The sequence below is a fragment of the Streptomyces sp. G7(2002) genome (assembly GCF_028870195.1).
Lineage (GTDB): Bacteria > Actinomycetota > Actinomycetes > Streptomycetales > Streptomycetaceae > Streptomyces > Streptomyces nigrescens.
Genome location: NZ_CP102609.1, coordinates 5,335,410 through 5,356,288, shown reverse-complemented (window position 1 = coordinate 5,356,288; position 20,879 = coordinate 5,335,410). Strand labels below are relative to the sequence as shown.

Below are 20,879 nucleotides of genomic sequence, written 5' to 3'. Positions count from 1 at the left end.
GAGGCCGGGGTGCGGGCGGCGGCAGCGGCCGGATCGGGTCTCCCCCGCCCGCTGATCATCCCCCTAACGTGGAGGAATGTCCGACCCCACCCGGACCTCGCAGTCCACGCGCCACGCCACCGACCCTGCCGCTGCCGCCGCCCGCACCCCGGCCGCCGCCGTCGCCCCCACGATCCGCCGCCCCCGGGCAGCCGCCTTCCGCGCTCTGCTCGCCGCGGCCGCCCTGACCGGCCTGCTCCTCGCCGCCCTCGGCTCCCCCTCCCCGGCCCACCTGCTCACCCGCTTCACCGTGCAGGCCAACCTCGCCGTGGCGCTGGTCTCCGCCTGCTCCGCCCACCGCGCATGGACCGGCCGCCGCCCCGTGAGCCCCCGCATCACCGGCGCCCTCCTCCCCTTCCTCGCCCTGCCCGCCCTCGCCCACTACGCCCTCCCCGCCGACACCACCGCCTTCACGCTGCCGGAAGCCGGCACCCCCACCGCCGCCGCCCGAGTCATCGCCCCTCAGCTCCTCTACGTCCTCACCCCGCTCGCCACCCTCGCCGACTGGCTGCTGCTCACCGGCCCCCGCGGCTTCCGCCTGTCCTGTGCCTGGCAGTGGCCGGCCTACCCCCTCCTCCACCTCGCGTTCGCCCTCGCCTTCCCCGCCGCGGCCGGCGCCCCGCCCCCCACCGTCGCCACCGCTCTCACCCTCGCCCTGGCGATCTGTCTGCTCCCCTTGATCACCATCGGGATCGACCAGGTCAGGCCCGCTCCCCGGCTCCACAACAACCGGATTTCGCCTCAGGGGATCGGTCCGCTAAAGTAGAGCTCGTTGCTTCGGGGTGTAGCGCAGCTTGGCAGCGCGCTTCGTTCGGGACGAAGAGGTCGTGGGTTCAAATCCCGCCACCCCGACTGAGAAGTAGCAGGTCAGGCCCGGCTTCCGGAAACGGAAGCCGGGCCTGATGCGTACTCCGGGCCGCCCCGGGAGCAGCGGAGAGTGGATCTTGAATTCGTGCCCGCCTCCCGGCCGCCGCCTGCTGACGCCCCTTCAGGGACTTCCCCTTGGTTACCGGGCACCGCACCAGAAGTGATCCGGGCCACAATCGGCAGCGCCGCACGAGGTCGGGTTCGCCCGGCGGGACAGGGCGCGGGCCCAACTCACCCCCGGTCCGGCCGGCGAGGCCCACGGTCGGGCCGGGCTGAGCCGCACGGTCCGCACACCCGGCCCGGGTCGTACGGCAGAACCAACGCCGCGCCGTTCGCCACCGGTCCCTCCCCTCGTGGGGACCGGTGCCGAACGGCGCGGGCGGCGTCGATCCGCGCCCCCCGTACCGGCGCGGATCCAGAAAGGGCCGGACCCGTGGTCGACGCGGCGGCAGTCCGGATGGGACGGTTCCACAGTTCCCTCACGCTCATCGCGCCGAGTCCGTCACGACCGTCTTGTGACTCCGACGGAAGGAGACCGCATGCATCAGGAGTTGTCTCCGAGCACTGAACTGGTGGCCTGTCCGGGCAACGCCCACTTGCTGCGCCGCTGCGAGGTGATCCTGCCAGCTGTGGCTCCCGCCGAGGAGGTTCCGGCATCGGGCCGACGGTTTAACCACAGGTCAGCCCGCTAAGGTGAGTTTTCCGGTCCGGATGTCCAAGTGCGGGGGACGTAGGGGGTGGAGACCTTGAGTGCCGACTCAGGGGCACGCAGAGCCTTCGCGGAACGTCTCGCGCTGCTGTACAAGGAGGCCGGCAACCCTCCTCTCAAGAAGGTGGCCGAGGCGGTCGTCCGGCTTCAGCGGGTCGACGAACGAGGGCGGCCCGTGCGGGTGTCCGTCCAGCGGATCAGCGACTGGCGGCGGGCCAAGAACGTACCCGCGCAGTTCGCCGCCCTCGCGGCGGTGCTGCACATCCTGATCCCCCAGGCCCGGCGCCTGCGGCCCGCGCCGGTGTCCACGGGCCTGTACGACCTGGCCCAGTGGCAGCGGTTGTGGGAGCGGGCGGTCGACGACCGTGCCGCGGCGTCCGCGGCATCCGCGCAAGAGGACGAGAGCCCCCCGGACGAGGCCGCGACCGTCCAGGGTGTGTGTCCGTACCGGGGGCTGGCTTCGTACCGTCAGCAGGATGCCCGGTGGTTCTTCGGACGGGAGCGGAGCACGGAGGCCCTCGTCGCCCAGCTCCGCGCTGCGGAGAAGACGGGCGGCCTCGTCATGCTCGTGGGCGCCTCGGGGGCCGGAAAGTCCTCCCTGCTGAACGCCGGCCTGGTGCCCGCGTTGCAGAGCGGCGCACCGGGCGACGAGGACCGCCCGGAGCGGGAGGTCCTGCAGCTCGTGCCGGGCGGCGATCCGCTCGCGGAGCTGACCCGCCGTGTCCCTGAGCTCGCCCACGTCCTCTCCGGCGCGCAGGAGTCGGCGGCGCGGGAGCCCGGTACACCGCACTTCGCGCGCGCGGTGCGGGAGGCCGTCACGGCATGGGCGGAGCGCGGGACGTCCTCCGCCGCCCGTCCGGTCGTGATCGTGGACCAGTTCGAGGAGGCGTTCACCCTCTGCTCCGACGAGGCGGCCCGGCGCACCTTCGTCCAGCTGCTGCACGCCGCGTGCACGCCCTCCGGCCCGGGCGGCCCGGCTCCCGTCCTCGTCATCCTCGGCATACGCGCCGACTTCTACGAACAGTGCCTCGGGTATCCCGAACTGGCCGACGCGCTGCAGCACCGGCACATGGTGCTCGGACCGCTGACCACCACGGAGCTGCGCGAAGCGGTGACCGGCCCGGCCAAGGCCGTGGGTCTGGAGCTCGAACCGGGGCTCGCGGAACTGATCGTCCGGGAAGTGAGCGCCGACGGCTTCAACGGGGCGCACGACGCGGGGGTGCTGCCGCTGCTCTCCCACGCCCTGCTCGCCACCTGGCAGCGGCGGAAGGCGGGACGGCTGACGCTGTCCGGCTACCGCGCGGCGGGCGGGATCCAGGGCGCGGTGGCGGCGACCGCCGAGCAGGCCTGGTCCGGCCTCGACCCGACCGCGCGCCTGGCCGCGCGACTGCTCCTCCTCCGGCTGGTCCGGCTGGGCGAAGACACCCAGGCCACCCGCCGGCGGGGGACGCGGCACCAGCTGGCGGACGAGTCGGCGGACCCGCACAAGACGAAGGAGTCGCTCGAAGCGCTGGTGCACGCCCGTCTGGTGACGCTCGACGCGGATGCGGTGGAGATCACCCATGAAGCGCTGCTGCACGCCTGGCCGCGCCTGCGCGACTGGATCGACGAGGACCGGAACGGCAATCTGCTGCGCCAGCGGCTGGAGGAGGACGGCAGGGCCTGGGAGGGCTCGAACCGCGACACCTCACTCCTCTACCGGGGTTCCCGTCTGGAGCAGGCCCGCAACTGGGCCGATTCTGCCGGTGACACCTTTCTGACCCGCAGCGCGGTGGAGTTCCTGGCCGCCTCGGTCCGGCTGCGCAAGCGCTTCGTCCTGCTCAGCCGTGGTGCGGTGGCGGCTCTGATCGTCATGGCGATGCTGGCGGTCGGTTCCGCGGTGGTCGCCCGGCAGCAGCGCGACGACACCGTTTTCGCGCAGGTGCTCGCCCAGGCCGACCGCGCCCAGTACACGGATCCCTCCTTGTCGGCGCAACTGGACCTGGTGGCACACGGCTTGCGGCCCGACGACGAGGGCACCAACAACCGCTTGATCTCGATGGTGAACGCGCCGCTGGCCACGCCGCTGCTGGGCCACACCGGCGCCGTCTACCTCACCTCGTTCAGCCCGAACGGGCGGATCCTGGCCACCGCCAGTTATGACCGGACCGTCCGGCTGTGGGACGTGGCGGACCCGACGCGTCCCGAACCCCTGGGCAAGCCCCTCACCGGCCATGCGAGCTGGGTGAGCACCGCTGTCTTCAGTCCGGACGGACACACCCTCGCCACTGCCTCGGACGACGGCACGGTCCGGCTGTGGGACGTGCGCGACCCCCGCCACCCGCGCCCGGTCGGGGCGCCCCTGGCCGGCCGTAACGGCACGGTCTTCCTGCTCGCCTTCAGCCCCGACGGGCACACGCTGGCCACCGCCAACGAAGATCACACCGTTCGTCTGTGGGACCTCCGCGACCCGCGGCGGCCGAAGGCGCGCGCTGTCCTGACCGGCCCCACCGCCGCCGTACGCTCCGTGGCGTTCAGCCCCGACGGCCGGACCCTGGCGGCCGGTGGCGACGACAACAGGATCCGGCTGTGGGACGTGGCCGACCGGCGTCGTCCGGCGCGGCTCGACAGGGCCCTGACCGGCCACACGGACACCGTCCACTCCGTGGCCTTCAGCCCGGACGGCCACACCCTCGCCAGCGGCAGCTCGGACAACACCATCCGGCTCTGGAACGTGGCCTCGCCACGTCACGCGGCACCGCTCGGCGCGCCCCTCACCGGCCACACCGGCCCCCTGTGGTCCGTGGCCTTCAGCCCCGACGGCAACATGCTCGCCGCCGGCAGCGCGGACAGCACGGCGAGCCTGTGGAACGTCAGCGATCCGGCGTACCCGTCGCAGGTCGGCGAGCCCCTCGCGGGCAGCAGCGGCGAGATGTACGCAGTCGGCTTCAGCCCTGACGGCCGGACGCTGGCCACGGGAAGCGGCGACAGCAAGGTCCGTCTCTGGTCGATTCCGACCTCGAACATGGTCGGCCGCATCGGCACGTTCCGCCCGGACGGGCGGGTGCTCGCCACGGGCGCCCGCGACCGGAGGGTGCGGCTGTGGAATGTGCAGAATCCCCACCGGCCCGCGGTGCTGGGCAAACCGTTCACGCCCGGTAAGGGCGATGTGCGTTCGCTGGCGTTCTTCCCCGACGGCCGCACCCTCGCGGTGCTGATGGGAAGCCAGACGGTGGAGCTGTGGAACGTCGCCGACCCGACTCATCCGGTCTCGTACGGAAAGCCCGTCGAGCTGCGGACCCGGTTCGTGGGCCCCGATGCGCTGGCCATAAGCCCGGACGGGCGCACGTTGGCAACCGCCTACGAGGACCACACCATTCAGCTGTGGGACGTCAGCGCCCCGTCCCACGTGCGCCGGCTCGGCACACCGCTCACGGGCCACAAGGGCTACGTCAACTCCCTCGTCTTCAGCCCCGACGGACACACCCTCGCCAGCGGCAGCGCGGACGACACCGTCCGGCTCTGGAACACGGACGACCCCCGTCATGCCGCCCAACTCGGCGCGCCCCTCACGGGGCATCTGGGCCCCGTCAACGCGCTCGCCTACAGTCCGGACGGCCGCACCCTCGCCAGCGGCAGCGACGACGACACCGTCCGGCTCTGGAACACGGATGACCCCCGCAGGGCGACCCGGCTGGGCTCCCCCCTCTCCGGGCACACCGAAGCGGTCGTGTCGCTGACGTTCAGCGAGGACGGCCACACCCTGGCGAGCGGCGGCAATGACAACACGGTCCGGTTCTGGCGCGTCGCGCATCCGTCCAAGGCCGCTCCCATCGGTCAGTCGACGAGTCCCAACGCCAAGACAGGCAATTTCCTGTCGTTCAGTCCCAAGAGCCACATGCTCGGGGTGTCGAGCGGCGCCGGTACCGTCCGGCTGTGGGACCTGGATCCCGACAAGGCCATTCGCCGTATTTGCTCAACCACGCGGGGCGTTCTGACCCCGGAGAAATGGCACGAGTATCTGCCGCTTCTCTCGTATGAGCCGCCGTGCGGCACGTAACGAAGCCGCCCGGCCGAACGCCCTCGGCCCAAGCATCGGGCGGGACGCTCCCGGCCGACTCCGCAGCAGCCTCGGTCCGGCGTTTCCACCCCTCACGCACCGCTTTACGTGACTCCAACCACAACTCTGTATGGCAATTCGGCAGTTGGCCCCCACTACGCGGACAGCCTTGCTAGTCTTGGCCACAGCCCGATCGCTGGTGCATCCCCCGTCGCCAGCGATCGGGCGTTTTCGCGCCCTGCGCCGCACATATTGCGCGGCGCATTCGCTACGGTGCGGGGCCGGAATTGGCCGTCCCCCCTCTCGTCCGGATCCCACCCGGATCTCGTCGGCATCTCGCCCGCATCTCGTCCGGGCCCTTTCGGGGCGAAATGGTCGCGGCTTCAAATACCGCCACCCCGCTGCAGGAATGGCACGCCGTTCAGCCCCTTAACTCCTCTTCATGAGCGGCCCCCGCTACGGCGCAGACGTCTCCACTCGTCAACACCTCTTTAGGAGTCGTAAGCTGGAGCTGTCCGGCCGGTGAGCCGGCCGGGGCGCCAGGAAACGGAACGGTGAGCACCCATGGCAGTGGCGTACGAGCGGATCGCGGACGAGCTCCGCGAGGCCATCCGCGCAGGTGAGCTGAAGCCCGGGGACAAACTGCCGGCGGAGTCGAAGCTCGCCGAACGGTTCCGGCGCAGCGTGCCGACCATCCGCGAGGCGCTCCGCGCCCTCCGGGACGAGGGCCTGATCGAGAAGCAGCACGGGCGCGGCAATTTCGTCCGCCGGCAACGCACCTCCGCGCTCCGCACGAACCGCCGCCACCAGTGGGAGAAGAACCGGGCACGCGAGCCGCTGGCGGAGCGGGCCCAGACCGGCGCCACCGAGCACGACACCGGCCTGACGGTCGACGATCTGGTCTTCCACGCCTCGTACCGCAAGGTCGAGGCGGACAAGGGCCTCGCGGAAGCCTTCGGTCTCCCCGAGGGCACCGCCCTCCTCGAACGCACCTACCGCACCAGGTACGCGGCCGAGAGCGCGCCCTTCAGCCTGGTGACCTCGTACCTCGTCCACGACCTGGTCGCGAGGAACCCCGCTCTCCTGGACGAGTCGAACGAGCCGTGGCCCGGGGGCTCGCAGAGCCAGCTCTACACCGTCGGTATCGAGCTGGACCGCGTCGAGGAGCGCGTCACCGCCCGCCCTCCGACGCCGGAGGAAGCAGCGGAGCTGGAGCTGTGGCCCGGCACGTCCGTACTCGCCCTCCGGAAGACCTCGATCGACATCAACGACCGGGTAGTTGACGTCTCCGACGTCATCCTTCCTGGCGACCGCACGGAAATGCTGTTCACCACTCCCCTGGAAAGGTGGTGAGTGCCGTGCGCCGGCGCATCATCATCGTCACTGCCGTGCATGCGCCCTCGGCGCACTTCCTGCCGGAGGCCTATAAGTCGCTCTGCCAACAGGACCTCCCCGACGGATGGGAATGGCACTGGGTCATCCAGGAGGACGGAAAGAGCAACGACGTCGCTCCCCATGTCCCCGATGACGAGCGGGTGACGTTCCGGCAGGGGCGGCCCGGCGGTCCCGGCGTCGCCCGCACCATCGCCCTCGCGCACGCGGAGGGCGAGTACATCAAGGTCCTGGACGCCGACGACCAGTTGACGCCCGGTGTGCTGGCCCGTGACCTGGCCGCGCTCGAAGGCGGCAACGGCATCAGCTGGACGACGTCACGCGTCCTCGATCTGCTGCCCGACGGCTCCACCGCCGGCTTTCCAGGGGACCCCGAGCCGGGGCCGGTCGAGCGGGGAGCCGTGCTCGACTTCTGGAAGGCGAACGGTTTCCGCGCCCAGGTCCACCCCGCGACCCTCTGCGTCCGGCGCGACCTGCTCCTCGCCCTCGGCGGGTGGATGGCCCTGCCCGCCTCGGAGGACACCGGCCTGCTGCTCGCCCTGAATGCCACGAGCCGCGGCTGGTTCTCCTCCGAAGTAGGCCTCCACTACCGCAAGTGGCCCGGCCAGGCGACCGGCCAGGCATCCCACACCGACACCGCCGAACGCGATGCCCGCATGGCGGTCGTGGAGGCCAGGGCACGGCAGCTCACACGGTTCAAGTGGCGTTACCCGGCTACGGATTGACCTGGGGGCAGCTCAGCCGCCGGCCGGCCCAGCCTCTCAAGGCAGCGTTTCCCCATCGATGCGCGAGAAGACCAGATCGCTCTCCTCGACCACCGGATGCCGCCACCGCACCGGCACCGCCGCTGGGCCGCGCAGCGCCGCCGGATAGCTGCCCGGGGCATAGCTGTTGGGGAGTCGATAGACGTGGAACCCGTGCTCCCGCATCGTCGTGAGCAGCTCACCGGGCGACTCCCCCAGCGCTTCCATCCGCTCAGGGGTCACCTCCACAGTGATCTCCGCATCCGGCCGGAGCTTGTCGAGCACCGGAGCCAAGCCACGGATCACGGCGCCCTCCGCGCCTTCCACATCAATCTTGATCACGCGCGCGCCGGCGATTTCGTCCGCGTCCAGCACCTGGGGAAGCGGGTACGCCTCGACATCGAGCGTGGACTCGGCCGGGCCGCCGTACGGAACGATGCTGGCCGCCCCCATGTTGCTTGAGCTCGCGAGGATGAGCGTCACCGTCTTCCGCTCGTCGGCAACGGCGGCATTGACGGTGCGGAGGTTGCTGCAGCCGTTGATCTCGGCGTGTTGGAGGACCCTGGCGTGAAACGTCGGTGAGGCCTCGATGGCCACCACCCGGCCCTCCTCCCCCACGAGCTGTGAGGCGAGCAGGCTGAAGTAGCCGACGTTGGCGCCGACGTCGATGTAGGTGTCCCCCGGTCGGAGCCGGCGCTGGAGCCAGTGCGTCATGTGCGGTTCCCACAGGCCGAACAGGTAGACGAAGCGCTGGATCAGATCCTGCGTGTCCACGGCCATGGCGGCGCCGAACCGGGTACGGACGAGCCTCTGGCGTGGGTGATCCCGTAGCCATGGGTTCAGGTACCGCGTGGCGAGTGCCGCCTTGCCCAGCGAGCCGGGAGCGTCCCTCATATATCCGCGTCCGAGAGTGGCCAGCGTCTCACTTATGGTGCTGCTCATCCGATCGCCCTCCGCCGCCGGGTCCTCCCGGAACCGTAGCGCCCGGTCCCCCCCCCGTACGGCCCTTGCCTCCGCGTCCCCGGCGTCTGCCGGGCGGGCGAGGAGACCGGGCGACGCTCTGGTCTGTTGAGGCCCGGCGTGCCACTCTGCGCGACACCCGTCGCTCGGCCCTGACCGTCACCGTGCCCAGGGCCGGCGAGGGATATCCATGACGCAGCGCTGTCGCTCTGACAGACACGTCGCTCTGACGGACAAGGAGACGGCAATGAGCGAGTCCCACGGAGATGAGCAACCCAGCGCCCCGCAGGCCCACGCCACCCTGATCCAGGGAACGGGGGTGCCGAGCACCGAGGAAGCCCTGAGGAAGAGGCACACCGCACGCGCGCGGAGCGCCGCCGACCGCACCAGGGCCGCGTGCCGCTGTGCCGGAGTCGAGACGGACCCGGGCGCCGTCATAGCCGTACCGACCGAGGCCGCCGCGAAGGCCGCCAACGCCCTTCGTCTGTCCGCCGACGGGCTGGTGGCGATGGCGGAGGGGGCCCCCGACCCGGCGGCCGACGCCCGTCAGGCCCGGAACGCCGCCGCTGCCTCCGTACTCGCCGCCCGGACGGCCCGGGACCGTGGCGCCGACGCGCTCTCCGAGGCCGCGTACCAGGCCGCCCTGAAGGCCTCGCAGGCCGCCGGCACGGCCGCGGGGAGGGAGGGCCTGGGCCGCAACGAGGCGCTGAACGCCGAGGCGGAGGCGGCCGAGGCGGCCGCCGTCGCCGCTGCCAGGGTCGCGGGCTGGGTGTAGGGCGACCCGGGACCCGTCCGGCACCGCATGACCACGACGTGGACGGTGCCGGACAGGGCCGGCGGGCGTGGGGCGGCCGGTCACTCCTGGTCGAAGGGGAGATCCAGCATCCGGATGGCATTGCCGCGCAGGATCTTGTACGTCACGTCGTCGGGGAGGCCCGCCACATGCTCGGCCGCCACCTGCTTCGTGTGCGGCCAGGTCGAGTCGACGTGCGGGTAGTCGGTCTCGAAGGTGGCGTTGTCGACGCCCACGGTCTCGATCGAGGCGACGCCGTGCTTGTCGCGGAAGAAGCAGCAGAAGATCTGCCGGTAGTAGTACGACGACGGCGGCTCGGGGATCAGGTCCTTCACCCCGCCCCACGCCCGGTGCTCCTCCCAGACGTCGTCGGCGCGCTCCAGTGCGTACGGGATCCACCCCATCTGGCCCTCGCTGTAGGCGAGCTTCAGCCGGGGGAACTTCACCAGGACGCCGCTGAACAGGAAGTCCATCATCGAGGCCATCGCGTTGTTGAAGCTCAGGGAGGCCTGCACGGCGGGCGGTGCGTCCGGTGACGCCGCCGGCATCTGCGAGGACGAGCCGATGTGCATGTTCACGACCGTGCCCGTCTCCTCGCACGCGGCGAAGAACGGGTCCCAGTAGCCGGAGTGGATGGACGGCAGCCCCAGGTACGTCGGAATCTCGCTGAAGGTCACCGCACGCACCCCACGCGCGGCATTGCGCCGGATCTCGGCGACCGCCAGGTCGATGTCCCACAACGGGATGAGGCACAGCGGGATCAGCCGGCCCCCGCTGTCCCCGCACCACTCCTCCACCATCCAGTCGTTGTACGCCCGCACGCAGGCGAGCCCGACCTCCTTGTCCTCGGCCTCGGCGAAGGTCTGCCCGCAGAAGCGCGGGAACGTCGGGAAGCAGAGCGACGCCTCCACGTGGTTGAGGTCCATGTCCGCCAGCCGGGCCTTGGGGTCCCAGCAGCCGCGCCGCATCTGCTCCCGGGTGATCCCGTCCAGCGTCATCTCGTCGCGGGAGAAGCCCACGGCGGCGATGATGCGCTTGTACGGGAAGATCAGCCCCTCGTACTCCCACCAGTCCGTGATCTGCCCCTCGGGGTCCGTCGTGAACCGGTACTTCCCGCCGACGTACTCCAGCTCGCCGATGCCTGCGGTGAAGGGCTTCGGCCCCCGGTCCTGGTACTTCTTCGGAAGCCAGGTCTGGAAGAGGTGCGCGGGCTCGATCACGTGATCATCCACGCTGATGACCCTGGGAAGCTCCGCCGTGCCGTTCTCGTTGCTGATCACGCTGTACCCCCAACTGCCTGCCGGATGGCCACGCCGCCGGACCGATACCTGACGACCCATCAGTTCGGAGGTTATGGGCTCACCCTTGCGACGACAAGGCGGGGCCGGGAACTCCACCCCCTTGCGGGATCGCGCGCCTTCCGCTGAACTGACGCATCGTCAGTTCAGCTTGGAAGTCGAGGGGGCAGCATGCAGACGATCTGGCTCAGCGGCGCCGAATGGTGCGCCGTCCTCCGTATCGGCCTCGGGCTGTGGTGGCTGGAGAGCTGGCGCCACAAGGACAAGAAGACCTGGTTCACCGGCGGCGGCATCACCTGGGCGGCCGGCATCGCGGCCGAACACCGATGGCCCGCCGTCCGCAAGAGCTTCGACCGCTTCGTGAAGCCCCACCCCCGCCTGATGGCATACCTCGTCGCCTATGCGGAACTGGCCCTCGGCCTCGGCCTGATCGTGGGCCTCCTGACCCCGATAGCCCTGGCCGCCGGGGCGGTGCTCAACCTGATCTACCTCGCGCTGATGATCCACGACTGGGCGGAGCAGGGCCAGAACCTGATGATGACGCTGATCTCCGTCACCGCACTGTTCGCCATGAGCTGGCAGACCTGGTCACTCGACGGGGCCTGGGGGCTGTTTCTGTAGCCGGGCCGGCGGCGGGCCCGCACTTATATGATCGCCCGGTCGTAGCGAAGAGTGCGTGTACCGGGGGGACGCATGGATGCCGGCGAGCAATGGGCCACGATCGCCGCGGTGTTGCTGGGATCGATTTCCACACACCTGACCACTTACGCGATGGAACGGCAGCGCAAGAAGCACGAATTGGTGACGCGCTGGGACAGCAAGAAGCTCGATGCGTACGAGGGTTACGTCGACAGCATGCGGTCGTGCATCTTCCTCGCGGTGCAGCTCTATGAGCACCGGAACGGCATACGCGCCGGCGAGACGAGCGAGCAGGACATGCTGGCGGAGATGTCGGCGGCGGGCCGGTTACGGGGGCGCGCCTTCGAGCGGATCATGCTGCTCGGCGGCGACGACGTCGTAGAGGCGGCGCACGAACTCAACGCCCTGGCCCTGAAAGTCGATTGGCAGGCAAACGGGAAGATCGACGGCACCTTGGCCGATTGGCGTGAACGCAATCGCGCCGTGTTCCGGGGAATCAACGACTTCCATGAGGCGGCCCGCTCAGACCTGGGTGTCGACGGTGGCGTCACGGGCGAGAAGCACCCCGAGCGCGATCTCCTGCTGCCGCCGGCGCAGCGCGACGGCGGCGGTGGTCCGTGAGCCGGGTGTTCGGTGTGGGCTCCGGCAGTTCCTCGTCAGCGGCCGGAGCGGGCGACGACCAGGTAGATCACCAGACCTATGGCCAGGCCCATCCCTGTCGCGGCCGCGGCAACGGAATAGCTGCCCGAGAATCCGTAGGCCGCCCAGCCTCCCAGAAGGCTCATGACGAGGGCGACCGATGCCCCTATCGCGGCCTCCCTGGCTGACGAGGGCTGCTTCTTCTTGTTCTTCATGGGCGCTCGAACTCCTCTTCCGTTCCTGATGAATGGGATCGGGGCGCAGGGCCCGCCGTGCCCTCCCACGGGGTCATCGGCGGCGCCGCGGCACCCAGCGAAAGCGGGTGGCGACCAGCGTGAGCGCCGCGGCCGTCCAGACGCCGGTGGCCAGGGCCGTCTCACCGAGATCGGCTACGGTCGCCGCACCCTCGTAGCCGGCGACCGCCGCGTCGATTCCGGAGCCGAAGGGCAGGAAGGAAGCCAGCTGCCGGACCCACTCGGGGGAAGCGTCCAGAGGGAAGAAGCCGCCGGAGACCATCAGCAGCGGCAGTGCCAGGGCGTTGGCGATCGGGCCGGCCGCGTTCTCCCCGGGGATCAGGACGGTGAGCGCGAGTCCCAGGGCGCTGCCCGCCATGGCGAGCATCAGCACGGCCGCCACCACGGACATCGGCTGCTCGGGCACCACTCCGTGCACCGCGGCGGCGTACGCGGCGAGCAGGAGCACGCCTCCCAACGAGAGCAGTCCCGAGGCGCCGACCCGGCTGCCGAGCAGTGCCGCACGGCGCACCGGCAGCAGCTGGAGGCGTTTGAGCAGGCCGTACTCCCGCAGGTAGACCAGCGTGATCGCGATGTTGGAGAGGGTGCCGCTGACGACGGCGATCGCCATGGTGGCCGGGGCGTAGTAGACCGCCGTGTCGTCTCCCCTCGCCCCGATCAAGGTGAAGGTGATCAGGAAGATCAGCGGAAGGCCGAGCGAGAAGAAGGCCGCCGCAGGATTGCGCGCCTGCGCCAGAAGGTCGTAGCGGAGCTGCCGGCCGAAGGTGCGCACCGCACCGGGCACGGCGTCGGCGCTCTGCTCCCTCCGGTTGCGGGCAGGGGCGTGCCGGCTCATCGGGGCGCCACCTCCAGGCTGCGCAGCAGGTCGAGGTAGACGTCCTCGAAGGTGGGCGTCCGCACTGCGAGGTCCAGCAGGCTGAAGCCTTCGCGGGACGCCGCCGCGGAGAGCCGCCGCACAGCCTCCGCGGGATCGTCCGTGGTGAGGGTCCAGCGCCCCGTCGGAGCGTCGTACTCCGCCTCACTCAGCGCGGGTGGCCGTGTGCCGCCGGTGAGTTCCGGCGCGAGGAACCCGACCCGGGCGGGCAGCCCGCTCCGCTCGCGCAGTCCGGCGACGGTCCCCTCCCGCCGCACGCGCCCCCGCACCAGGATCACCACCCGGTCGGCCAGGGCCTCCACCTCTTCGAGCAGGTGGGTGGTGAGGAGCATCGCGACGCCGTCGGTGCGTAAGGAGCGCAGCATCTCCCACAGGTCACGGCGGGCCTGGGCGTCCAGCCCGGTCGTCGGCTCGTCCAGGAAGACGAGTTCGGGCCGGCCGATCAGGGCCATGGCGATGTCCAGCCGGCGGCGCTCGCCGCCCGACAACTTGGCGACCCTGCGGCGGTGCAGGCCCTCCAGACCCACCGCGGCCAGCACGTCCTGTACCGGCAGAGGATCGGGGTAGTACCCCCGGGTCATGGCGGTGAACTCACCCACGGTCAGTTCGCTCTCGATCCGGCAGTCCTGCAGCACGGCTCCGATGCGGGCCCGCCAGTGACCTGGAGCCCGCCACGGATCGCGCCCCAGGACCTCGATGCGCCCGCTCTGCGGCCGTTGAAATCCCTCGAGGCACTCGACGAGGGAGGTCTTGCCGGCGCCGTTCGGGCCCAGCAGCGCCACCACCTCGCCCTCGGCCACCGTCAGCCCTGCATCGGCCAGCACCGTAACACCCGCACGGGACAGGCCGATGCCTTCCGCACTGAGCACCGCCTCCCGGGAAGTCCGTTCCTGTCTCATGCAGTTCAGCCTGGCCCCGGCACGAAGAGGCGGACACCATCGTTCGGCTGAGCACGCCTCCACCTATCGGTGGAGGGGTGTCCGTACCTTCCGCGCGGATAATGGGGCTTTACGCCCAGCGACCCGAGGGGGGCAGCCGCGCCGTGCCGGAGTCCAACAGCCCGCCCTCCACGGCCGCGTCCGATGTCTGGCAGTTCCGCCCCGCCGTGTGGTCCGTGCTCTGGGTCTGTACGGCTTCCCTGTCCGCCGGGGCCCTGGCTGCCTTTCCACCGAGCGGGGTGCTCCGGACCTGGGCTGCGGCAGGTGTGCTCTGCGCGGCGCTCATATGGCATGCGCTGCTGGCGCGACGCCTGGTGAGGCGTCACCGGGAGGGTGGTAGGCGGGGAACAGAGCGCGCCGCCGTACTGCTCATCGTTCTGTGGTGTGCCGCGCTCGCCACGGCGCCGGTGGTCTGGCTGGGCACGGCGCCGGTCTCACTGCTGCTGTATTCGACGGCACGGACCGCGGTCGCCCATGTGGGGTCGGCGCTCTTCGCGCTCTCCGGCGGCCTGGCCATCCTGCTGTCCGCACCCGGCCTCCCGGTCGGCTCACGGCTGGTTCTCGCCGCCACGGCCGCGGGATACAGCCATGCCCTGGGCTGGTGGATCGCCCGTATCGTGGCGGAATCGCACGACCGCAAGGGCCTGCTGACCCGACTGGAGAAAACACAGTCCGAACTCGTGGAGGCGGGCCACAGGAACGGGGTGCTGACCGAGCGGCAGCGGCTTGCGCGGGAGATCCACGACACCCTCACCCAGGGCTTCGGCAGTATCCGGATGCTGTTGGAGGCTGTCGAGGCCGAACTCGCCACCGACCCCGAGAAGGCCGTCGCGCACATCCGGCTGGCCCGCCGCACGGCCGAGGACAACCACCGCCAGGCCAGGGCCTTGGTCATGGAGGGCGTCTCGGAAGGCCTGGAGTCGACGCTGCCCAAGGCGCTCGAACGTCTCCTGGACGGAACCTGGGGGTGCGAGGCCCGGCTCCGGATACGCGGCAGACCACGCGCGGTCCCGGTCACACGGGAGGTCACACTCCTGCGGGCAGCGCAGGAATCCGTCGCCAATGTGCACAAGCACGCGCGGGCGACATCGGTCGAGCTCACACTGGAGTACCTCCCGGACCGTGTGGTGCTGACCGTGGCCGACGACGGGGTCGGGTTCGACCAGTCGGCAAGTCCCGGAACGGGACTGGGAATCGTGGGCATGCGGGAACGGATCGCCGGGACAGGGGGAGAGGTAAAGCTGTGGAGCGGACCGGGAAAGGGAACGACGGTGACGGTGAGCGTCCCCGACCGATCCGCGTGATCGTGGCGGACGACCACACCGTGGTACGCCAGGGCATCGTGGCGCTGCTGTCCCTGGAGTCCGACATCGAGATCGTGGGCGAGGCCCAGGACGGTACGTCCGTGGTCAGCGCGACGACAGCGCTGCGTCCCGATGTCGTGCTGATGGATCTGCGCATGCCCGGCGGTGGGGGCATCGCCGCCACCAGAAAGATCAGCTCGCTGGTGCCGGACTGCCGCGTCCTGGTGCTGACGACCTATGACAACGACGCGTCGATCGTCGGTGCCATCGAGGCGGGCGCCATCGGCTATCTGCTGAAGTCGACCTCCACACCCGAACTCGTGGCAGGCGTACGCTCCGCCGCCGTGGGACGCTCCGTGATCACCCCCGCGGTCACCCTGCAGATGGCACGGCGGCGCAGCGGTACGGCCGCCTCCTCCCCGACCCCGCGCGAAATCGAGATCCTCGCCCTCGTCGCCCAGGGACGGACCAACGCCCGCATCGCCGAACAACTGGGCATCGGCGAAGCCACCGTCAAGACCCACCTGCTCAGCGCCTTCCGAAAACTCGGCGTATCGGACCGCACGGAAGCCGTCATGGCGGCGCTGTCGGCGGGGCTCATCAGCTTGCCGGAGTGATGAGCCGGGCCGTGGGCGACGCGGGTCCGTGCGCCCACGGCAGCTACCGGATGGCGGCCACCGTAGCCATGGAGTCGGCCCACCAGTACGTGCAGTCGACGGGCGGTTCCAGGCCGGAGACCACACCGACCCGGAAGCTGCTGAAGTGGCGCAGCAGCGCACGCTGGTGGCGGCGGCTGAGCGAGTCGATCTCCATCGTGTAGTAGCTCAGGGTGCCGCCCGGCCGCAGATGTCCGGCGGCGGCGGGCAGGAAGTGTTCGATGTAGGCGGCGTCGCGGACGACATACTGGTCGTATTCGTGCTCATCCGTGGGGTAGGTGTCGAACAGGATTCCGTCGAAGGTGCCGAGTGAGTCGATGACGTCCTGCCAGCGGCCCTGGACGACACGCGTCGTTGCGCTCCTTTCGCCCGCCCACTTCCGCGCCGTCTCTGCCACCTCGGGGTTGGCCTCGATGACGGTGTGCGAGGCGACCCCTTCCTCCTGGAGCAGGGATGCCGAGATTCCCATGCCGAAGCCCACTTCGAGAACATGGCCGTGCGAGCCGGCAGCGAGCCTGCTGAGTTCGGCCATGAGGGGGCGCTCCCAGCTCTGCATGACCTGTTGCCCGGCGATCACCAGCTGTTCTTCGTCCCGGTGGGCCACCGCACCGGCCAGGTTCGCGGCGATGCCCGGACGCCGGTCACCTGCCACCCCTCGCTCGGACACCGCGTGGAGTTCCTCGAAGTCGTCGATGGCATCGTCGAGGAAACGACGCATCACGAACTGCCGCAGGTCCGGATGGAGACGGGCCAGGTAGCCCGGATCTGTCCGGGTGATCTCCAGGTCCAGGAGCCCGGAGCGCTGCCCGGTGCGGGCGGCGGAGTACGGTCGCAATGCTGGTGTCTCGGTCACGGGCGCATCCTCACCTGCTGTCGGAACGGTACGGTCCGGTGCCCGGGGTCGCCCCCGGGCCCCGGACCACAGGATGTGCGGGTCCGGACCGGCCGGCCCGGGCCCGCACGTCGGCTGCGTCAGCCGGTGCAGCAGCAGGTACAGGTGCTGGACGAACTGCAACGAGCTGCGGTCGGCTCGAAGTAGCTCGACTCCTCACCGTGGAAAGAGAGTTCGATCTCTTCCACATCACCGGCCATCTCAAGAACCTTGATCATGTATTCCCCCTGAACTGTGTTGTCGGAGAGTACGGCTGGGACTGCCGTGGAAAGAGCATCGGATGTTTCCTCGGCCCGGCTCAAGGGGGACCCCCGGATGATTATGGGCGTCCACCCATCGGTTTACCTCCGCCCTCTCCCCCGGCGATAGCCGTTCTCTTCGCGGCCTGGCTCAGGGCGCCTTCGCAGGCCGCAGGGCCTGGCCCGGGACCCGGTTGCCGGTTCACGGAATGAATTGCGGCGTCATCTGATCGACGGACAGGGGAATTCAGTTGATCGGATGTCCTCGCCCGGACAAAAACAGAGCAAAACTCTTGTCATGCGTACAGAAACATCCGGAACTCCCGCACCTTTGCGGTTGTTGTTCATCGGTGGCCGACCCGCGTTGCACAGGGCCTTGGAGGCCACATCCCGGGCGGTCTTGGTCAGCGATCCTGCCGAAGCCAACTGTGCACTGGTGGACGTGGCGTCCCTGACCCCGACCGCACACGCCGAGGCGTGCCGCTATCCGCTCGCCCCGTCCCTTCCGCTGATCATCATCTCGGCCCTCGGGGCCGACACCGCCGCGGAGAGCAATCCCTACCTGGCCGAAGTTGCCCGAGCCGAGAGCACGGCGGCCCAGGCCCACGCGGACCACTGCGTCCTGCGCTGCGCTCCGATGGACGTGGACCTCGCCCAGGTCGCACGGCAGATCGAGGACTTTTCCACCGTCTACGGCTGCTTCTCCGGTGGCCGGGTGCCCTGGCTGGCCGTCGAGGACGTCCTCGACCTCGCCGCGGTGCTGGCCACCGAGCCGGCACGACGCGCCGGCCGGGTCTACGAGATCACCGGCCACGAGTCCGTGACGGTGGCGACGGCCGTCGATCGGCTGGCCTCGGCCCTGGGATCCCGGGCCGACTACCACGTGCTCGAGCCCGCCCAGCTCGTCGACGCCCTGTGCGTGAGCGTCGGATGGAGCCTGGACGTGGCCCTGCGGGTGCCCCACCACCAGCAGTGGATCGGTATCGAGCACCCGACGAGCCCGCTCGTCGAACAGGCCCTCGGCCGCCCGCCGCGCCTCCTTGAGGCATGCATCGCACACGCAGCAGCGTCCGTCGCCGGACCCGCGCCGGAGCCAGGCCCCGGCACCGCCGACAAGCTCGCCGCCCCGACGAAAGGAACACGCTCATGAGCCCCCAGGACGGCATCGCCGTCGCCGTCAATCCCGGCGTGAAGGTCGAAGTGACCGAGGACGCGGTCCTGATCAGGCAGGGAGACCACGTCGCCCGCCTCGTCGGCGGACGGCTACCGGCCTTCACCGAGGCCCTGCTGACCGTGCTCTCCGACGGGAGGCGCACCCTGGATGTCGGCTCCGACATCGACGACACCCGCAGGCTGGCACTCGAATCCGTGCTGACGCAGATGACCGAAGCCGGCCTGCTCCACCGCGACGAGGCCGCCGACGACCTTCATGACGTCCCGCCCGCGGCCGTCGGCATGTGGCTGCGGGTACTGCGCAATGTCCCGCTGCGCACGGTGCAGACCCGACTCGAACAGGGAACGGCCACCGTCCTGGGCCGGGGACTGCTCGCCGAACGCCTGGTGACATCGCTGCGCGACGCCGGTGTGCGGACCGAGACCGCCGCCGTACCGGACGCCGTACCGGAGACGACCGACCACGTCCGCGACGTGGTGATCGTCGCCGGAGAGAGCGAGAGCGACCCCGTCCTGGGCGAGTGGAACACCCAGGCGCTCAAGAGCGGACGCACCTGGCTTCCGGTCATTCCGTTCGACGGACGGCGCGCCCTGGTGGGACCGTGGACGCTGCCCTCCGAGTCGGCATGTTTCGCGTGCTACCGGCTGCGCCGCGCGGCGTCCTTCCCCGACCGGGCCCTGATCGACGACATCCTGGCCGCCCGTCCCGTACGCGACGGCGGAGAGCGCGCGGCCCTGTGGCCCGGGCTGACCACCATGCAGGTAGGGCTGGTCGTCGAGCGGGTCGTGGAGTGGTTCGGACTCACCGACACCAACGCCGGTCTTGCCACTCCCGGCGGGATGCACACCCTGGAGATGACCTCCAGCGGGCTCCGGCTGGACACCCACCGCCTGTTCCGGGTGCCGCGCTGCCCCGAGTGCTCACCGGCCCGTGACCGGGGCTACCCCATGATCTGGTTCCATCCCGACGCCGGCGTGCCCCTGCACCGCCACGACGACACAGACGGAGGGCGGCGGAGTTGACGACCACTGCAGATCACCTCGCCACCTCCCGCGCACGGGACGGGCTCCCTGAGGGAGAAGGGCCGGAGTGGACCCCCGCAGCGGAGTCCGAGCGCCTGCTCAGGCCCCTGCTGTCCGAAGTCGTGGGCGTGGCAACCCGGTTGTACCGCCAGATGCACGACGTCGACGACGCCTTCGCTTTCGCCGTGGGCGCCCGCGCCTGCCAGTCCGAGCACCTCGTGGGCGAGCCCTGCGCCCAGGCGGCCGGCGGAGGCTCCCTCGACGAACGCTCCGCCACCCTTTCGGCCATCGCGGAGACCGTGGAGCGGTACAGCGCCGTTTACTGGTGGGAGCAGGCCATGGTCCAGGCGACCTGGTCGGAGCTGACCGCCAGGGGCGAACCGGCCGTCTCTCCTGAGCAACTGAGGCTGTTCACCGACGCTCAGTACGCCGACCCGGAGTTTCCGTTCACCCGGTTCACCGAGGACACCCGCATCAGCTGGATACGGGGCACCGATCTGCGGGACGGGAGCGCCACCTGGCTCCCGGCCGTTCTCGTGTTCCTGTCCGGGCCGCACCGCGAGACGGCCGAACGCATCTCCAACAGCACGAGCAACGGACTGGCCGCCGGCTGTACCTGGGACGAAGCTCTCTGCTCGGGACTGCTGGAACTCGTCGAACGTGACGGGTTCAGCACCGTATGGCACAACCGGCTGAGCATGCCGCTCATCGACCCCGACAGTGACCCCGAGGTCAAGGCGTTCTTCGACCGTCATGTCCGGCCGGCCGGACTGGATGTCTCCCTGGTCGACCTGAGTCGCTTCTGCGACGTTCCCGCCGTGCTGACCGTCGTGCGGAACCGTGTCACTGACATCAGCCCGATCGCGGTCGGCGGTGCCGCGGCCGGTACTCCGCAGCGGGCGATCGTCAAATCGGTCATCGAGGCGTTCCAGACACGGGTGTGGATGCGGGCCGAGCAGCGCGAGGGCAACCTCCTGCCCCCGGACACCGACTTCGCGGCCGAGGTGCATCGCTTCGACGACCATGTGCGCCTCTATGCCGGGCCAGGACTGGAGCACGAGACGGAGTTCCTGGACGCGAGCACGGAGCGGGTGGCCGTCGCGGACCTGCCCGTACTGCCCGACCACCGTCCGCGCGCCCTGGCTCGCGCCGTCCTGGAACGGCTCCACCGTCAGGGCATCGACGTGTACCTCGCCGACGCCACCAGCCCCGACGTCTATGACGCCGGCCTCATCGTGGCTCGGGTCTTCGCTCCCGCGCTGGTCCCGCTCGACTCCTCCTTCCGGGCGCGGTTCATCGGACCACCGCGTCTGCGCTCCCGGCCGGTCGAACTGGGCCTGCTCGACGGACCGTTGACCGACGCCGAGCTGAACCCCTTCCCGCACCCCTATCCCTGAGCCGGAGGCGA

The 20,879-nt window shown here is 70.4% G+C and carries 19 protein-coding genes and 1 tRNA gene; 13 read left to right on the top strand and 7 right to left on the bottom strand.

What is annotated here, in order from left to right:
• The first annotated feature begins 76 nt into the window (after window positions 1–76).
• The 5 genes from NUT86_RS22730 to NUT86_RS22710 all read left to right on the top strand — a co-directional run bounded on the left by NUT86_RS22730 (window position 77) and on the right by NUT86_RS22710 (window position 7,771).
• The gene (locus NUT86_RS22730; protein ID WP_159487082.1) at window positions 77–805 is read left to right on the top strand and encodes an integral membrane regulator; all 729 of its coding nucleotides are present in this window, start codon (window positions 77–79) and stop codon (window positions 803–805) included.
• 12 nt (window positions 806–817) lie between these two features.
• Window positions 818–891 (top strand) — tRNA-Pro (locus NUT86_RS22725).
• Window positions 892–1,643: 752 nt separating this feature from the next.
• Window positions 1,644–5,654: an nSTAND1 domain-containing NTPase gene (locus NUT86_RS22720; protein ID WP_274737351.1), complete on the top strand. Its 4,011-nt coding sequence runs from the start codon at window positions 1,644–1,646 to the stop codon at window positions 5,652–5,654.
• 564 nt (window positions 5,655–6,218) lie between these two features.
• A complete protein-coding gene (locus tag NUT86_RS22715) occupies window positions 6,219–7,007 on the top strand; it encodes a GntR family transcriptional regulator (protein ID WP_109891397.1) in 789 nt (262 codons plus the stop codon).
• 5 nt (window positions 7,008–7,012) lie between these two features.
• The gene (locus NUT86_RS22710; protein ID WP_037741790.1) at window positions 7,013–7,771 is read left to right on the top strand and encodes a glycosyltransferase family 2 protein; all 759 of its coding nucleotides are present in this window, start codon (window positions 7,013–7,015) and stop codon (window positions 7,769–7,771) included.
• A gap of 36 nt (window positions 7,772–7,807) precedes the next feature.
• On the opposite strand, the gene NUT86_RS22705 is transcribed toward NUT86_RS22710, so the two are convergent.
• Window positions 7,808–8,731 (bottom strand): FkbM family methyltransferase, encoded by a 924-nt coding sequence (locus NUT86_RS22705; protein ID WP_274737347.1) that lies wholly within the window; start codon window positions 8,729–8,731, stop codon window positions 7,808–7,810.
• A gap of 265 nt (window positions 8,732–8,996) precedes the next feature.
• Here NUT86_RS22705 and NUT86_RS22700 point away from each other — a divergent pair, with 265 nt between their 5' ends.
• Window positions 8,997–9,524 (top strand): hypothetical protein, encoded by a 528-nt coding sequence (locus NUT86_RS22700; RefSeq protein WP_274737346.1) that lies wholly within the window; start codon window positions 8,997–8,999, stop codon window positions 9,522–9,524.
• An 80-nt stretch (window positions 9,525–9,604) separates the two neighbouring features.
• Here NUT86_RS22700 and NUT86_RS22695 read toward each other — a convergent pair whose 3' ends face one another.
• Window positions 9,605–10,822: an amidohydrolase family protein gene (locus NUT86_RS22695; RefSeq protein WP_274740582.1), complete on the bottom strand. Its 1,218-nt coding sequence runs from the start codon at window positions 10,820–10,822 to the stop codon at window positions 9,605–9,607.
• A gap of 189 nt (window positions 10,823–11,011) precedes the next feature.
• Here NUT86_RS22695 and NUT86_RS22690 point away from each other — a divergent pair, with 189 nt between their 5' ends.
• Both NUT86_RS22690 and NUT86_RS22685 read left to right on the top strand, forming a co-directional pair.
• On the top strand, window positions 11,012–11,461 hold the full coding sequence (locus NUT86_RS22690) for a DoxX family membrane protein (protein WP_093641925.1): 450 nt from the start codon (window positions 11,012–11,014) through the stop codon (window positions 11,459–11,461).
• A 72-nt stretch (window positions 11,462–11,533) separates the two neighbouring features.
• Window positions 11,534–12,100 (top strand): hypothetical protein, encoded by a 567-nt coding sequence (locus NUT86_RS22685; RefSeq protein ID WP_093641922.1) that lies wholly within the window; start codon window positions 11,534–11,536, stop codon window positions 12,098–12,100.
• Window positions 12,101–12,135: 35 nt separating this feature from the next.
• On the opposite strand, the gene NUT86_RS22680 is transcribed toward NUT86_RS22685, so the two are convergent.
• The 3 genes from NUT86_RS22680 to NUT86_RS22670 all read right to left on the bottom strand — a co-directional run bounded on the left by NUT86_RS22680 (window position 12,136) and on the right by NUT86_RS22670 (window position 14,145).
• Complete coding sequence (locus NUT86_RS22680) at window positions 12,136–12,333, bottom strand: hypothetical protein (RefSeq protein ID WP_159487089.1); 198 nt, start codon at window positions 12,331–12,333, stop codon at window positions 12,136–12,138.
• Window positions 12,334–12,406: 73 nt separating this feature from the next.
• Complete coding sequence (locus NUT86_RS22675) at window positions 12,407–13,207, bottom strand: ABC transporter permease (protein ID WP_274737342.1); 801 nt, start codon at window positions 13,205–13,207, stop codon at window positions 12,407–12,409.
• The gene (locus NUT86_RS22670; RefSeq protein WP_274737340.1) at window positions 13,204–14,145 is read right to left on the bottom strand and encodes an ABC transporter ATP-binding protein; all 942 of its coding nucleotides are present in this window, start codon (window positions 14,143–14,145) and stop codon (window positions 13,204–13,206) included. The genes NUT86_RS22675 and NUT86_RS22670 overlap by 4 nt, the downstream gene beginning before the upstream one ends.
• 143 nt (window positions 14,146–14,288) lie before the next feature.
• Between NUT86_RS22670 and NUT86_RS22665 the strand changes: the two genes are divergently transcribed.
• Together NUT86_RS22665 and NUT86_RS22660 are read left to right on the top strand one after the other, a co-directional pair.
• Window positions 14,289–15,488 carry a sensor histidine kinase gene (locus tag NUT86_RS22665; protein WP_274737339.1) on the top strand — a complete coding sequence of 400 codons (1,200 nt, stop codon included), beginning with the start codon at window positions 14,289–14,291 and terminating at the stop codon, window positions 15,486–15,488.
• 2 nt (window positions 15,489–15,490) lie between these two features.
• Window positions 15,491–16,105, top strand: coding sequence for a response regulator (locus tag NUT86_RS22660; RefSeq protein WP_229838084.1), 615 nt, complete (start codon window positions 15,491–15,493; stop codon window positions 16,103–16,105).
• A 43-nt stretch (window positions 16,106–16,148) separates the two neighbouring features.
• Here NUT86_RS22660 and NUT86_RS22655 read toward each other — a convergent pair whose 3' ends face one another.
• Both NUT86_RS22655 and NUT86_RS22650 read right to left on the bottom strand, forming a co-directional pair.
• Window positions 16,149–16,997, bottom strand: a complete 849-nt coding sequence (locus tag NUT86_RS22655) for a class I SAM-dependent methyltransferase (protein ID WP_218041840.1) — start codon at window positions 16,995–16,997, stop codon at window positions 16,149–16,151.
• Window positions 16,998–17,116: 119 nt separating this feature from the next.
• Window positions 17,117–17,254 (bottom strand): hypothetical protein, encoded by a 138-nt coding sequence (locus NUT86_RS22650; RefSeq protein ID WP_167540533.1) that lies wholly within the window; start codon window positions 17,252–17,254, stop codon window positions 17,117–17,119.
• A 463-nt stretch (window positions 17,255–17,717) separates the two neighbouring features.
• On the opposite strand from NUT86_RS22650, the gene NUT86_RS22645 reads away from it, so the two are divergent.
• From NUT86_RS22645 to NUT86_RS22635, 3 genes are read left to right on the top strand one after another with little or no spacing between them, the layout of a single operon-like run.
• Entirely contained in the window at window positions 17,718–18,425 is a 708-nt protein-coding gene (locus NUT86_RS22645) for a hypothetical protein (RefSeq protein WP_274737336.1), read from the top strand.
• Complete coding sequence (locus tag NUT86_RS22640) at window positions 18,422–19,471, top strand: TOMM precursor leader peptide-binding protein (protein ID WP_159487094.1); 1,050 nt, start codon at window positions 18,422–18,424, stop codon at window positions 19,469–19,471. Before NUT86_RS22645 ends, NUT86_RS22640 begins: the two co-directional genes overlap by 4 nt.
• Window positions 19,468–20,868 carry a YcaO-like family protein gene (locus NUT86_RS22635; protein ID WP_274737333.1) on the top strand — a complete coding sequence of 467 codons (1,401 nt, stop codon included), beginning with the start codon at window positions 19,468–19,470 and terminating at the stop codon, window positions 20,866–20,868. Before NUT86_RS22640 ends, NUT86_RS22635 begins: the two co-directional genes overlap by 4 nt.
• The last annotated feature ends 11 nt before the right edge of the window (window positions 20,869–20,879 follow it).

Coding starts and splice junctions, on each gene's coding strand:
- NUT86_RS22730 (WP_159487082.1), top strand. CDS start 77: ATGTCCGACCCCACCCGGACCTCGCAGTCCACGCGCCACGCCACCGAC.
- NUT86_RS22715 (WP_109891397.1), top strand. CDS start 6,219: ATGGCAGTGGCGTACGAGCGGATCGCGGACGAGCTCCGCGAGGCCATC.
- NUT86_RS22705 (WP_274737347.1), bottom strand. CDS start 8,731: ATGAGCAGCACCATAAGTGAGACGCTGGCCACTCTCGGACGCGGATAT.
- NUT86_RS22700 (WP_274737346.1), top strand. CDS start 8,997: ATGAGCGAGTCCCACGGAGATGAGCAACCCAGCGCCCCGCAGGCCCAC.
- NUT86_RS22690 (WP_093641925.1), top strand. CDS start 11,012: ATGCAGACGATCTGGCTCAGCGGCGCCGAATGGTGCGCCGTCCTCCGT.
- NUT86_RS22685 (WP_093641922.1), top strand. CDS start 11,534: ATGGATGCCGGCGAGCAATGGGCCACGATCGCCGCGGTGTTGCTGGGA.
- NUT86_RS22680 (WP_159487089.1), bottom strand. CDS start 12,333: ATGAAGAACAAGAAGAAGCAGCCCTCGTCAGCCAGGGAGGCCGCGATA.
- NUT86_RS22675 (WP_274737342.1), bottom strand. CDS start 13,207: ATGAGCCGGCACGCCCCTGCCCGCAACCGGAGGGAGCAGAGCGCCGAC.
- NUT86_RS22670 (WP_274737340.1), bottom strand. CDS start 14,145: ATGAGACAGGAACGGACTTCCCGGGAGGCGGTGCTCAGTGCGGAAGGC.
- NUT86_RS22650 (WP_167540533.1), bottom strand. CDS start 17,254: ATGATCAAGGTTCTTGAGATGGCCGGTGATGTGGAAGAGATCGAACTC.
- NUT86_RS22640 (WP_159487094.1), top strand. CDS start 18,422: ATGAGCCCCCAGGACGGCATCGCCGTCGCCGTCAATCCCGGCGTGAAG.